This window comes from Magnetospirillum sp. 15-1 (genome assembly GCF_900184795.1).
Classification (GTDB): Bacteria; Pseudomonadota; Alphaproteobacteria; order Rhodospirillales; family Magnetospirillaceae; genus Phaeospirillum.
In genome coordinates this window covers 240,244-253,079 of sequence record NZ_FXXN01000028.1, presented here as the reverse complement: position 1 = coordinate 253,079, position 12,836 = coordinate 240,244, and the positions used below count along the sequence as shown (strand labels likewise).

Below are 12,836 nucleotides of genomic sequence, written 5' to 3'. Positions count from 1 at the left end.
GTCATGGTGCTTCCCGGCCACGTCGCCGCTCAAAACCGCCGGGCGCGCCACGAATACTTCATCGTGAGCGAGGTCGAGGCCGGCATCATGCTGGTCGGAACCGAGGTCAAATCCCTGCGGGTCGGCAAAGGCAACATCAACGAAGCCTTTGCCGGCCCCATGCAGGGCGAATTGTACCTGTTCAACGCCTATATCCCCGAATACCAGTCCAAGATGCCCTTCCCGCACGAGACGCGGCGGCCCAGGAAGCTGCTGCTGCACAAGCGCGAGATGGCCAAGCTGATGAGCGCCATCACCAAGGACGGCATGACCCTGGTGCCGCTGGACATCCATTTCGGCCAGCGGGGCATCGCCAAGATCCAGTTGGGCCTGGCCAAGGGCAAGAAGCTGCACGACAAGCGCGAAGCCATCAAGGAGCGGGACTGGAACCGCGACAAGGCCCGCCTGATGCGCGACAAGGGCTGAGTCCCCATCTCTTCGGCAGGCAGCCCGAAGGACACACCATGACCGACAAGGACAAGCTGATCGCCGCCAAGGAGAAGTGGGCGCGCGAAGGGCGCGGCCTGACCGGCGAAAAGACGGCCCCCGCCGCCCGCCGCCTGCCGCCCGGCCAGCGCGAGACCTTCGACTTTCCCGTCCTCGATCTGGGCGACCAGCCCAACCTCGCCACCCGCGACTGGTCCTTGAGCGTCGGCGGCATGGTGGAGAATCCCATCCGCTGGGATTGGGCCGCCTTCATGGCCCAGCCGCAGACCGAACTGATCAGCGATATCCATTGCGTCACCACATGGTCGCGCTACGACAATACCTGGGCGGGGGTTTCGGCACGGCATCTGCTGGCGGCGGTCAGACCACGCAAGGAGGCGCGCTTCCTGCTGCTGCGCAGTTTCGACGGCTATACCACCAACATTCCGCTGGCCCGCTTCGCCGACGACGACGTGCTGCTGGCCCATTCCTGGCAGGGCCAGCCCCTGCCCCGCGAGCATGGCGGGCCGGTACGGGCGGTCATCCCCAAGCTGTATTTCTGGAAAAGCGCCAAATGGCTGCGCCACATCACCGTCTCCGACCACGATACTCCCGGATACTGGGAATTGCGCGGCTATCACGGCGAGGGCGACCCGTGGAAGGAAGAGCGGTACACCTGACCGAAACGCCTACTCCCCGGCGTTCTGGAACTGTCCGGCCCGGTCGGGATAGGGTCCCAGCGGCAGGCGCACCGTGACCTTGGTCCCCGCCCCCTTGCGGCTGGAAATATCCAGATGGCCGCCGTGCAGTTCGACGAAGGCCCGCACCAGGGGCAGTCCCAGACCGGTACCGTCGTAACGGCGCGACAGGCTGCCGTCCACCTGACGGAAGGGCAGCATGGCCACCACCACCTCGTCGTCGCTCATGCCGATACCGGTATCCGAGACGGTGAAACCCACATGGTCGCCCATCATGTCCACCGACACCTCGACGTTGCCGCCTTCCGGGGTGAACTTGACGGCGTTGGACAGCAGGTTGACCAGAATCTGCAGCAGCCGGCGGCGATCGGCCCACAGGGTGGGAACATCCTCCGCCACCCGGGTGCCCAGGAACAAGCCGCCGGCATCGGCCCGGCTTTCGACGATGCGCACCGCGGCGGCCACCACTTCCGACGGCTCCACCGGGGCCATGTCGAATTCCATCTGGCCGGCCTCGATCTTGGCGATGTCGAGAATGTCGTTGATCACCGCCAGGAGATGGCGCCCCGAGGTCAGGATATCGTTGACGTAGCCGGTATAGCGGGCCGAGCCCAGGGGACCGAACATCTCGGCCACCATCACCTCGGAGAAGCCGATCACGGCGTTGAGCGGCGTACGCAATTCGTGGCTGACATTGGCCAGGAACTCGGTCTTGGCCCGGTTGGCCAGATCGGCCTGCTCCTTGGCGGCCACCAGTTCCCGCTCGGCGCGGATATGCTCGGCGATCTCCGCCTTCAGGGCCTCGGTGCGCTGATGGACGCGACGCTCCAGGCTTTCGTTGACCATGTGCAGCAAACGCTCGGCGGCGACGCGGCCGGTGATGTCGCTGCCGTAGACGTTGACCACCCCGGCCTCCGGCAGCGGAACCAGCACCAGCGACAGGATGCGGTCGCGGATGGTGATCTCGATCTCGGTCTGCGAGCGGGTATGCAGAGCCTCGGTGAGGCTGCCCCTCCAATCATCGGGCAACGCCTCGCCCACGTCGATCATCCAGAACTCCAGCAGCCGCGATGCGGCCTGGTTCGCGTGGGTCACCACGCCGTCACCGTTCACCCGCAGCACCGGATTGGGGTCCTGGGACGGAAACTGGGCGAAGATGGCGATGGTTTCCTCGGCCTTGCGCCGTGCCGTGGTGTCCTCCACCAGGATCAGGCCGGTATCCACGGTGCGGGCCAGTTTGGTCTCGAAGATACGGGCGTCGTCGCCGTCGCCGGTCCGCACCACGTCATCGCCGCTGGTCCGCGCCTGCAGGAAGGGCTCCAATCCCTTCGCCGCCTCGGCGAAACCGCGCATGACGGCATTTTCCGCCTGCGGCCCCGCGTCGGTGACGCGGATGATGCCGATCCCCATGATTTCGGTAACGGACTGCAGCAGCCTCAGTCGCTCGTTCTCGGTGGTCAAGGCCATCTGCTCGGTCAGCAGGCCGATACGTGCCTCCTCCTCGTCGCGCAGGGCGCGGCGGGAGCGCTCGACCTCGGAGACCAGGATTTCCACCTCGGCCTCCAGATGATCCAGTTCGTCGCGGCCGGCGGTCTTCCTGCTCTCGGCACCGAAGACCTGGCGGGTCCTGGCGGCGACCCGCCGGGCCGATTCACGGATTCGCCACGCCACATAGACCAGGGCGGCAAAGAACAGCGAACTGAGCCCGGCCCCCATGATGGTGCGGCTGGACCGTTCCATGGCGATCAGCGGCTCGCTCATCACCCCCTGCCGGTCGCGCGGCAGGGCGCTGGCGAAGGCCAGCCCGGCGAATCCATCACCGGCGCCGAACACCCCCATCCCGGCCACCAGGAACGTCTCGGCCCAATCCTTCAGCTCACCCGGCGGCAATGCCGCATCCGAAGTTCCGGCGCGGGCCACCACCCGGCCACCGCCCGGTTCGCTCGCCAGCATGGCAAAGCCGCGATCCAGGTAGGCCCCCATGGTCACCGCCAGAAAGCCGTCGTCGATCAGCGAGACCACCGCCACCCGCCGCCCCCCATTGCCGGCCAGGGCGGCGGCCGAAATGAGGACGGCCCCGGATTCGAGGACAGCAATGCGCTGAACCCGCCCCGGCGGCAGAGCGGCGAGCGCGATCGCCAGTCCGGCGGGAATCGTCCGCCCCTCCAACGCCCACAGGCGCGGTTCGCCCGGAGTCAGGGTGGCAAGGATATCCACGGGTGGAAACGCGCCGCTTTCATCCCGGCCAGGCAGCCAGTTCGGCTCGCCGTCGCCGCCCACACCTTCCAACCGGCCGACCAGCGAGGCCAGGGCCTGATGGGATCGCAACACGGCCTCGAGACGCAGGGAATCCCGCCCGGCCTTCTGCTCCAGGCGTTCCACCAGGATACGGTCGACCAGCGCGGCCAAATCCCGCTGATGCATGAATTCAAGGATTGCCCACAGCGCCACGCAGGTGACCATGCCGAGGAACACCAGTCTCGCCATGAGACCGTGTCTGCCGATCAGTCCTGCTCCCCGAGGCATGTTCATTGCCGCCTCTGTGATGCCGCGATGCATTAAACGAAAGAACGCGAAATATCCAAAAGGATAATATGAACAGCACGAACGGTTCCGGAATAATCAGTCATCGGCCGTCTTGGCGAAGCCTCGTACTGGTAAGGATTTTCACATACCCACCAGACCCTGTCCAGTCCCGCACGAGTTGAATATTGTGACGAACTCATTGCTATAGATGATAATTGTCAAAGCCATACACAATCCTGCCGCACCGAAAGATATATGACATTGAGATGAGAGTTGTCGGCAATGGCCCCGGTGGTATGGTGGCGCCGCTCCATGGAGGCCGCCTCTTGCCTGATCACCGTACGGGACTGTCCGTCCTGCATCCCGCCACCCTGCTCTCCACCTGGTTCGGCGCCGGGCTGCTGCCCAAAATGCCGGGAACCTGGGGGTCCGCCGCCGCCCTGCCCTTCGCCTGGGGCTTGACCATGGCGGGCGGCCCGACCCTGCTGGCGGCCGCCACCCTGGTCTGCTTCGGCGTCGGCTGGTGGGCGTCCTCGGTCTATGTGCGCCGCACCGGCACCGAGGACCCCGGCGAGGTGGTCATCGACGAGGTCGCCGGGCAATGGCTGGTGCTGCTGGCCGCCCCCCTCGATCCCCTGTTCTATCTGGCGGGTTTCGCCCTGTTCCGGATCTTCGACATCTGGAAGCCCTGGCCGGTGGGTTGGGCCGACCGGCGGATCGGCGGCGGATTGGGGATCATGCTCGACGATATCCTGGCCGGGTCGTACGGCCTGGGACTGCTGATCCTTTTCAACCACTTACGGAGTTGAGCATGCTTGCCGCCCCCTTGACCGAGCTTGCCGCCGAGGTGCTGCGCGTCGCCGGGCAACGCGGCGAGCGGCTCGCCACCGCCGAATCCTGCACCGGCGGTCTGGTGGCGGCGGCGCTGACCGCCATCGCCGGCTCGTCATCGGTGGTGGAGCGCGGCTTCGTCACCTATTCCAACGAGGCCAAGGCGGAGATGCTGGGGGTTCCCGCCGCGCTGATCGCCACCTGCGGCGCGGTCAGTGGCGAAGTGGCGGTCGCCATGGCCGAAGGCGCCTTGCGCCATTCCCACGCCGACGCGGCGGTGGCGATAACCGGTATCGCCGGGCCGGGCGGCGGCTCGGCGGACAAGCCGGTGGGGCTGGTGCATTTCGCCCTGGCCCGCCGGGGACAGGCGACCCGGCACGCGGAACACCGTTTCGACGGCGACCGCGACGCCGTCAGGCTGCAGGCGGCGCTGACCGCGCTCGGGCTGTTTCTGCCGCCGCCAGCGACCTGAGGATGGCCAGGGGCACGGTGGGGGCCTCGGAGACGACGTGCAGCCCCTCCCCCGACAGCAAGGCGTAGGGAAACATCCCGCTGGCGCCGTATCCCAGATGCAGTTTCATGCCGGGCAAGGCCGCCTCGACCAGAGTGCGGCAATGGGGAACCGAGGCGGTGAACGGCGCCTCGGCCACGGCGAAGGCCATCGCCAGTTCGCGGTCGAGTTCGGGTTCGGCCCCCGTCGCCAGTTCCAGCCGCTTTTCCAGTCCGGGCCAGTCGGTCGCCATCATTCCTCCAAGCGGTCCATGGACGCGGCCGCGCCTCCCAGCCTATCTTGTGCGCCAGCCTTGTCACAGCCACTTTCACTGAAGTGTGGGAGAGTTCCATGTCGCGATCCGGCCCCGCATCCCGTACCGGCGGCGAGATTCTCGCCGATGCCCTGATCGGCCAGGGGGCCGACACGGTGACCTGCGTGCCGGGCGAGAGCTTCCTGCCTTTCCTCGACGCCGCCTGGGACCGCCGCGACCGCCTCAAGGTCCTGGCCTTCCGCCACGAAGGCGGCGCCGCCTATGCCGCCGAGGCGCACGGCAAGCTGACCGGCCGGCCGGGCGTCTGCATCGTCGGGCGCGGCCCCGGCGCCACCCATGCCTCGGTCGGCGTCCACACCGCCTTCCAGGATTCCACCCCCATGGTGCTGCTGATCGGTCAGGTGGACCGGCCGTTCCGGGGGCGCGAGGCCTTCCAGGAGGTGGAACTGGCCCAGATGTTCCGCCCCCTGGCCAAGCGCGTCGAGGAGATCACCGCGCCCGACCGCCTGCCCGAGGCGGTGGCCCGCGCCTTTGCCGCCGCCATGGGCGGCCGCCCCGGCCCGGCGGTGCTGATCCTGCCCGAGGACATGCTGGCCGAGCAGGCCGTCGTTGCCGATGTGGAACGACTTCCGCCGGCCCTGCCCCACCCCGGCCCGTGCCGCCTGGAGAAGCTGGCGGAACTGCTGGGCAAGGCCGAGCGCCCGCTGATGCTGGTGGGCGGCGGCGGCTGGAGCGCGGAAGCCGCCGCATCGATCACCCGTTTCGCGGAAGGATGGAATTTGCCGGTGGCCGCCTGCTTCCGCCGCCAGGACATCGTCGACAACGACTCGGCCGTCTATGGGGGCGAGCTGGGCTATTCCATGGCCCCCAGCCTGGGGGCGCGGGTGCGGGACGCCGATCTGATCCTGGCGGTGGGCACCCGGCTGGGCGACATCGATACCGCCGGCTACAGCCTGATCGAAGCCCCCAATCCCAGGCAGGTTCTGATCCACGTCTTCCCCGAGGCGGAGGAACTGGGGCGCGTCTACCGTCCCCACCTCGCCATCGTCGCCGCCATGCTGCCCTTCGCCCGACGCGTCGCCCAGTTGGCGCCGCCCGCCGCCATGCCGTGGAAGGACTGGACAAGGGCCGTACGCGCCGATCATCTGGCCAACCGGGTGCCCAATCCCTGCCCCGGCGCCCTGGACATGGGCAAGGTGATGGCCGAGATCGAGGCGCGCCTGCCCGAGGACGCCATCATCTGCACCGGCGCCGGCAACTATACCGGCTGGCCCCAGCGCTTCCACCGCTTCCGCCGCTATCCCGGCCAACTGGCCCCGGCCAACGGCTCCATGGGCTATGGCCTGCCCGCCGCCCTGGCCGCCAAGGCGCTGCATCCGGACCGCACCGTGCTGGCCTTCGCCGGTGACGGCTGCTTCCTGATGACGGCCCAGGAGCTGGCCACCGCCAAGCTGCACGGCCTCGCCCCCGTGGTGCTGGTGGTGGACAACGGCATGTACGGCACCATCCGCATGCATCAGGAAGCCTCCCACCCTGGAAGGACGCTGGCCACCGACCTCGCCAATCCCGATTTCGCCGCCCTGGCCGCTTCGTACGGCGCCTGGACGGCGCGGGTCGAACGCACCGAGGACTTCGCCGCCGCCTTCGAGCAGGCTCTGGCCGTCGGGCGCCTCGCCCTGCTGCATCTGGTGCTGGACCCCGAGGCCATCACCACCCGCACAACCCTGTCGGCCATTCGGGAGAAGGCCGGCAAATCCTGAAGGAGGCTCCATGGACGTCTCCAGCCTGCTGGCCCGCCTGGGCCTTTCCCCACCGAGCGGCCCGCTGGAGGTTCGCTCCCCCATTCACGGCGAGGTCATCGCCTCGGTAGCCGCCACCGCGGACGTCAATGGGGTGGTTGACGTCGCGACCGCAGCCTTCCGCCGCTGGCGTGACGTTCCGCCGCCGCGCCGGGGCGAATTGATCCGCCTGCTGGGCGACGAACTGCGCCGCGCCAAGCCCGATCTCGGCCTGCTGATCACCGTGGAAAGCGGCAAGATCCTGCAGGAGGGGCTGGGCGAGGTGCAGGAGATGATCGACATCTGCGACTTCGCCGTCGGCCTGTCGCGCCAGCTTCACGGCCTGACCATCAGCACCGAGCGCCCCCGGCACCGCATGATGGAGACCTGGCATCCGCTGGGGCCGGTGGCGATCGTCACCGCCTTCAACTTCCCCGCCGCCGTGTGGGCCTGGAACGCCGCCCTGGCCCTGGTCTGCGGCGATCCGGTGATCTGGAAACCGTCGGAGAAGACGCCGCTGACCGCCCTGGCCGTCAATGCCCTGTTGACGCGGGCCGCCGGGCGGTTCGGAGACGTGCCGGAAGGCCTCTCCCAAGTGGTGATCGGCGGAGCGGACACCGCCCGCGCCCTGGCCGACCACCGGGCGGTAGCGCTGGTCTCGGCCACCGGCTCCACCGCCATGGGCAAGGCGCTGGCACCGCGCATCGCCCGGCGCCTGGGCCGCTCGCTGCTGGAACTGGGCGGCAACAACGCCGCCATCATCTGTCCGTCGGCCGACCTTGATCTGGTCGAGCGCGCCGTTTTGTTCGCCGCCGCCGGCACCGCCGGCCAGCGCTGCACCACGCTGCGCCGCCTGATCGTCCACCGCTCGGTCCGCGACAGGCTGGTGGAGCGGCTGAAGGCCGTCTATGGCCGCGTCCGGGTGGGCGATCCCCGCGATCCCGCCACCCTGGTGGGGCCGCTGATCGACGGCAAGGCGTATCAAGCCATGCGCCACGCCCTGGCCAAGGCCGGCGCCGCAGGTGCCACCGTGACCGGCGGTGAGCGAATTGCGGTGGGCGGCTGGGAGGGGGCGTTCTATGTCCGCCCGGCCCTGGTGGAGGTCAGGCGGCAAACGGAACTGGTGCGGTCGGAGACCTTTGCCCCCATCCTCTACGTCATGGCCCATGACAGGCTGGAGGACGCCATCGCCCTCAACAACGACGTGCCGCAGGGGTTGGCCTCGTCCATCTTCACCCGCGATCTGGGCGAGGCCGAGACGTTCCTGGCCGCCTCGGGCAGCGATTGCGGCATCGCCAACGTCAATATCGGCCCGTCGGGCGCCGAGATCGGCGGGGCGTTCGGCGGCGAGAAGGACACCGGCGGCGGCCGCGAATCCGGATCGGATGCCTGGAAGGCCTACATGCGCCGCGCCACCAACACCATCAATTACGGGCATGAACTGCCGCTGGCTCAGGGAATCGTCTTCGAACTTGAGTAATGTCACACTTTATCAAGTCTTGGCGGTTGCGGCCTCGAAGCGATTCGAGCACAGTCTCGGCGTCTTTCAGCTCCTTCCCCCCCAGGATCATGAACGAAATCAGCGCTCCGCTCGCCTCGCAGGCCAAACTCGGCGAACCCAAGATGGAAAAGCTCGCCGTCGCCGCGGGAGCCGTCCTGTTCCGCCAGGGCGATTCGGGCGATGCCGCCTATATCCTGGAAAAGGGCAAGGTGATGATCTTCCAGCAGGTGGAAGGTCAGCGGGTGGAACTGGATACCATCCGACCGGGCGAGATTTTCGGCGAAATGGCGGTGATCGACAGCTCCGAGCGCATGGCCACCGCCGTCGCGGCCACCGATTGCGCCGTCACCCGCGTGCCGCAGGCCATCTTCAATCGCAAGCTGGAAGCCACCGACAAATTCGTCCGCGCCCTGGTCAACATGTTCATCAAGAACATCCGTACCTCGCACCGTATCTTCGTGCGGCGGCCGCGCAGCTTCCGCGACAATATCAAGCTGATCCGCTATTTCGCCTTCAATGTCAGCCGCTACGCCAACCTGATCGAGGATCGCCCCCTGGGCGAGGAGATGCTGGCGGCGCTGGACAAGGTGGAAAAGGCGGTGGCCGAGCTGGCGGAAATCGGCAATCGCGCCAAGGACAAGCGCCACGACCACATCATGGAGGAAGGCGACGCCCACAATGTCGGCCTCAAGACCGTGATGAGCACCGAGGGTCATCGGAAGCTTTAGATACCTACCGGGCCGGCAGTTCCTCGACCGTCACCGACGAGCGGCGCGCAGCCGGGGCGCTGGCCGGCGGCGGCGGCTCCTCCTCGGCGCGGGCCTGGGTCTGGGGTTGGGAGGCCGGCTGGGAAGCGGTCTGACTGGCCTGGTCACCGCGATTGCGCTTATCCCATTCCTTGACGCCATGGGCGGTCAGCTCGGCAACGGCGCACCCCGACAGTCCGGCCAGCAGCGCCAGGGCGACCACCACCCGCATCATAGGCAAGGACGCCATCACGCCTGTTCCACAGCCGCCTCGACCCGGACCATGGCGCCCGCCTCGATCGTAGCCAGAAACGCGACCGCGTCGGCGGTACGGCCGAAAATATTGGCGGGAACCGCCAGGCGAATCTCGTCGCCTTCCGAGCACGGCGTCGGGCCATAGGCGATGACGATGGACTCGCCTTCATGGCGGAAGGCCAGTTCCCCGGCCTCGACCACGTCGCGGGCATCATCCTCGCGGTCGGCGTGAACAGGAGCCTGAAAGTAGATCTCGCCCTGCCAGGTGGCGGCGCGGGTCTCGAACGGCACCGCCGCCAGGATCGCGTCGGCGGTGGCGGTATCGTAGAGATCGACGTGCAGGACATGGTGTCCGATGGAAATCTTCAGCTTACGCATGCCTTATCGGTCCCGGCTGGTTCCTGTCATGGCCCCAATGTGCCAGTTCCCAAGGGAATTGACCAGAAGCACAATAGCCATACCATATGTGGTGTCTAGAAACTAATCCTGCAAGTTCCGCAACACCTCGCGGGTATGCTTGGCGATCATCATTTCCTCGTCGGTGGGAATGACCCAGACGGAAACCGGACTGTCGGCACCGCTGATCAGCATGGCATCGTGCCGGTTGGCTTCCTCGTCGATCTCGACGCCCAGCCATTCGGCATGGCGGCAGACTCTCTCACGAATCTGGGGCGAGCGCTCACCGATTCCGGCGGTGAACACGATGGAGTCGAGACCGCCCATGGCGGCGGCCAGCGAGCCCATCTCGCGGCCGATGCGATAGACGAACAGCTCGACCGCCTCGGCGGCATGGGGTTCGGAGCTTTCCAGCAAAATCCGCATGTCGTTGCTGACGCCCGACACGCCCAGCAAGCCCGACTGCTTGTACAGCAGGTCCTCGACCTCCTTGGGGGTCATGCCCTTTTGCTGCAGCAGATACAAGATGACGCCCGCGTCCATGGAGCCGGTGCGGGTCCCCATGGGCAAGCCCTCCACGGCGGTGAAGCCCATGGTGCTGGCCACGCTCTTGCCGCCATCGATGGCGCACATGGACGCGCCCGATCCCAGGTGGCAGACGATGACCTTGCCGCGCGCCGTCGCCGGCGACAGCTTGCGCAGCTGGCGGGCGATATACTCGTAGGACAGACCATGGAAGCCGTAACGCTTGACCCCCTCGCCGGTGATCTTGCGCGGTAGGGCGAAGCTCTGCGCCGTCCAGGGATTGGAGCGGTGGAACGCGGTATCGAAGCACGCCACCTGCGGCAGGTTGGGGTGGACCTTGGTCAGCGCCCGAATGGGAGCCAGGTTGTGGGGCTGGTGCAGAGGGGCCAGCGGGATCAGGCGCTCCAGCTCCTCCATCAGCTCGTCGGTGACCAGCAGCGGCTGCGAGTACTGCGAGCCGCCATGCACCACGCGGTGCCCCGCCGCCTTCAGTTCGGCGTCGCCCAACTGGGCCTCGATCCAATCGATCATGTACTTGAACAGCGCCTCGTGACTCATGTTCGGCTGATCGGGCCAGCGCTGCTCGTTCAGTACGCCGCCATGGGGCGCCTTGGCGATGAAATGGGGGGCGACGTTGATGCCCTCCACCTGCCCCTTGCACGACAGCAGCGGCGGGTCATTCCCCTCGGAGATATAGAGCGAGAACTTGATGCTGGACGAGCCGGCATTGATGACCAGGATACCTTCACGCATTTCGCTTGTATCCCTTACTGAGCGGCGACCGCGCCCTTGGCGCGGCGGGCGTGGGCGAAGAGAACGGCGACGGCGCAGGACGCCAGACGGGCCTTGGCGCTGTCGGCGCGGCTGGTCAGCACGATGGGCACCCGGGCGCCCAGCACGATGCCGGCCGCATCGGCGTCGGCCAGATAGGACAGCTGCTTGGCCAGCATGTTGCCGGCCTCCAGGTCGGGAACCAGCAGGATGTCGGCGCGCCCCGCCACCGGCGAGTTGATCTTCTTGATCTTGGCCGCTTCCTCGCTGATGGCGTTGTCGAAGGCCAGCGGGCCGTCCAGCACGCCGCCGGTGATCTGGCCGCGATCGGCCATCTTGCACAGCGCCGCCGCCTCGATGGTCGAGTTGATCTTCGGGTACACCGTCTCCACCGCCGACAGGATGGCCACCTTGGGCACCTCGACACCCAGAACGTGGGCCAGTTCGATGGCGTTCTGCAGGATGTCGGCCTTGTCCTCGAGCGTCGGGTAGATGTTGATGGCCGCGTCGGTGATCAGCAGGGTGCGCGGATAGGTGGGCACGTCCATGACGAAGACGTGGCTGATGCGCCGGGCGGTGCGCAGGCCCTTATCGCGCGACGCCACCTCGTGCATCATCTCGTCGGTGTGCAGGCTTCCCTTCATCAGGGCCTCGGCCTCGCCCGAGCGACACATGGCCACCGCCTTCTCGGCGGATTCGTGGGAATGGGCCGTATCGACGATGCGCAGGCCCGAGATGTCCAGGTTGAACTCCTTGGCCACCGAGCGGATCTTGGCTTCCGGCCCGATCAGGATGGGATCGATGAGGCCCAGCCTGGCGGCCTCCACCGGGCCTTCCAGCGACACCTGATCGCAGGGATGGCACACCGCCACCGAGATGGGCGCCAGCGGGGCGCAGCGGGCGATGATGTCCTCGAACACGTGGTGACGGCGGCGCAATGCCACTTCCTGCAATTCCATGCGCGGCTGCACCACCTTCTCGGCGGGAGCGGCGACGCGGGCCTTGCCGGAAAACACCGTCTCGCCCCGCTGGTTGACGCCCCTGCAGTCCAGGGCGATATCGGCGGGAGCGATCTTCTCGGTGACGGTGACGGTGACGGTGAGCGTGTCGCCGACCTCCACCGCGCCGGCGAAGTCCAGGTTCTGGCTGCGATAGATGGTGCCCGGTCCCGGCAGCTCGTTGCCCAGCAGCGCCGACAGCAGCGAGCCGCCCCACATGGAATGGGCCACCACCTTGCGGTGATTGCCGAATTTCTCGGCGCTTTCCACGCTGTAATGGGTGGGATTGAGATCCCCGGTGGCCACGCCGAACAGCTCCACGTCCTTCATGGAGCAGGTGCGCGTCAGGCTTGCCGTGTCGCCGACCTTGATCTCGGCGAACGTGCGGTTTTCCATCATCTCGACCATGCCCGATCCCCTTTTGGACTCATACCGACGAAATATTATTGCACTGCGAAGTTATAGCCTTGATCCACCGCGCCGCACAATGACCGCTTGATGACTAAGGTCAAGACCGGATGGATTTTGGGGATCTTCCAAGCAAGCTTCACAAGATGTTGCGACGCACCATGGAAGAGGACT

Annotated in this window: 13 protein-coding genes; 7 read left to right on the top strand and 6 right to left on the bottom strand. The window is 67.0% G+C overall.

Going from position 1 to position 12,836, the window contains the following annotated elements; genetic code table 11:
• Positions 1 to 3: 3 nt before the first annotated feature.
• Together smpB and CP958_RS22440 are read left to right on the top strand one after the other, a co-directional pair.
• A complete protein-coding gene (smpB, locus tag CP958_RS22445) occupies positions 4 to 465 on the top strand; it encodes an SsrA-binding protein SmpB (protein ID WP_096704430.1) in 462 nt (153 codons plus the stop codon).
• 38 nt (positions 466 to 503) lie between these two features.
• The gene (locus tag CP958_RS22440) at positions 504 to 1,145 is read left to right on the top strand and encodes a sulfite oxidase-like oxidoreductase (RefSeq protein WP_096704429.1); all 642 of its coding nucleotides are present in this window, start codon (positions 504 to 506) and stop codon (positions 1,143 to 1,145) included.
• Between the two features lie 9 nt (positions 1,146 to 1,154).
• Here the strand turns inward: CP958_RS22440 and CP958_RS22435 are convergent, their stop codons facing one another.
• Entirely contained in the window at positions 1,155 to 3,650 is a 2,496-nt protein-coding gene (locus CP958_RS22435; RefSeq protein ID WP_242443073.1) for an ATP-binding protein, read from the bottom strand.
• A 365-nt stretch (positions 3,651 to 4,015) separates the two neighbouring features.
• On the opposite strand from CP958_RS22435, the gene CP958_RS22430 reads away from it, so the two are divergent.
• Both CP958_RS22430 and CP958_RS22425 read left to right on the top strand, forming a co-directional pair.
• Positions 4,016 to 4,498: a phosphatidylglycerophosphatase A gene (locus CP958_RS22430; RefSeq protein WP_242443072.1), complete on the top strand. Its 483-nt coding sequence runs from the start codon at positions 4,016 to 4,018 to the stop codon at positions 4,496 to 4,498.
• A gap of 2 nt (positions 4,499 to 4,500) precedes the next feature.
• Positions 4,501 to 4,992: a CinA family protein gene (locus tag CP958_RS22425; RefSeq protein ID WP_096704427.1), complete on the top strand. Its 492-nt coding sequence runs from the start codon at positions 4,501 to 4,503 to the stop codon at positions 4,990 to 4,992.
• Here CP958_RS22425 and CP958_RS22420 read toward each other — a convergent pair.
• A complete protein-coding gene (locus CP958_RS22420) occupies positions 4,934 to 5,266 on the bottom strand; it encodes a hypothetical protein (RefSeq protein WP_096704426.1) in 333 nt (110 codons plus the stop codon). The two genes, CP958_RS22425 and CP958_RS22420, sit on opposite strands and share 59 nt — an antisense overlap.
• Positions 5,267 to 5,361: 95 nt before the next feature.
• On the opposite strand from CP958_RS22420, the gene CP958_RS22415 reads away from it, so the two are divergent.
• The 3 genes from CP958_RS22415 to CP958_RS22405 all read left to right on the top strand — a co-directional run bounded on the left by CP958_RS22415 (position 5,362) and on the right by CP958_RS22405 (position 9,291).
• Complete coding sequence (locus tag CP958_RS22415) at positions 5,362 to 7,044, top strand: thiamine pyrophosphate-binding protein (RefSeq protein ID WP_096704425.1); 1,683 nt, start codon at positions 5,362 to 5,364, stop codon at positions 7,042 to 7,044.
• 10 nt (positions 7,045 to 7,054) lie between these two features.
• Positions 7,055 to 8,542 (top strand): aldehyde dehydrogenase family protein, encoded by a 1,488-nt coding sequence (locus CP958_RS22410; protein ID WP_096704424.1) that lies wholly within the window; start codon positions 7,055 to 7,057, stop codon positions 8,540 to 8,542.
• Positions 8,543 to 8,631: 89 nt separating this feature from the next.
• Positions 8,632 to 9,291, top strand: coding sequence for a cyclic nucleotide-binding domain-containing protein (locus tag CP958_RS22405; protein ID WP_096704423.1), 660 nt, complete (start codon positions 8,632 to 8,634; stop codon positions 9,289 to 9,291).
• Between the two features lie 4 nt (positions 9,292 to 9,295).
• Here the strand turns inward: CP958_RS22405 and CP958_RS22400 are convergent, their stop codons facing one another.
• The 4 genes from CP958_RS22400 to CP958_RS22385 all read right to left on the bottom strand — a co-directional run bounded on the left by CP958_RS22400 (position 9,296) and on the right by CP958_RS22385 (position 12,662).
• Positions 9,296 to 9,559: a hypothetical protein gene (locus CP958_RS22400; protein WP_096704422.1), complete on the bottom strand. Its 264-nt coding sequence runs from the start codon at positions 9,557 to 9,559 to the stop codon at positions 9,296 to 9,298.
• Positions 9,559 to 9,942, bottom strand: a complete 384-nt coding sequence (locus CP958_RS22395) for a cyclophilin-like fold protein (RefSeq protein ID WP_096704421.1) — start codon at positions 9,940 to 9,942, stop codon at positions 9,559 to 9,561. Before CP958_RS22395 ends, CP958_RS22400 begins: the two co-directional genes overlap by 1 nt.
• Positions 9,943 to 10,044: 102 nt before the next feature.
• A complete protein-coding gene (locus CP958_RS22390) occupies positions 10,045 to 11,238 on the bottom strand; it encodes an acetate/propionate family kinase (RefSeq protein WP_096704420.1) in 1,194 nt (397 codons plus the stop codon).
• Positions 11,239 to 11,252: 14 nt separating this feature from the next.
• Positions 11,253 to 12,662 carry a bifunctional enoyl-CoA hydratase/phosphate acetyltransferase gene (locus CP958_RS22385; RefSeq protein ID WP_096704419.1) on the bottom strand — a complete coding sequence of 470 codons (1,410 nt, stop codon included), beginning with the start codon at positions 12,660 to 12,662 and terminating at the stop codon, positions 11,253 to 11,255.
• Positions 12,663 to 12,836: the final 174 nt, after the last annotated feature.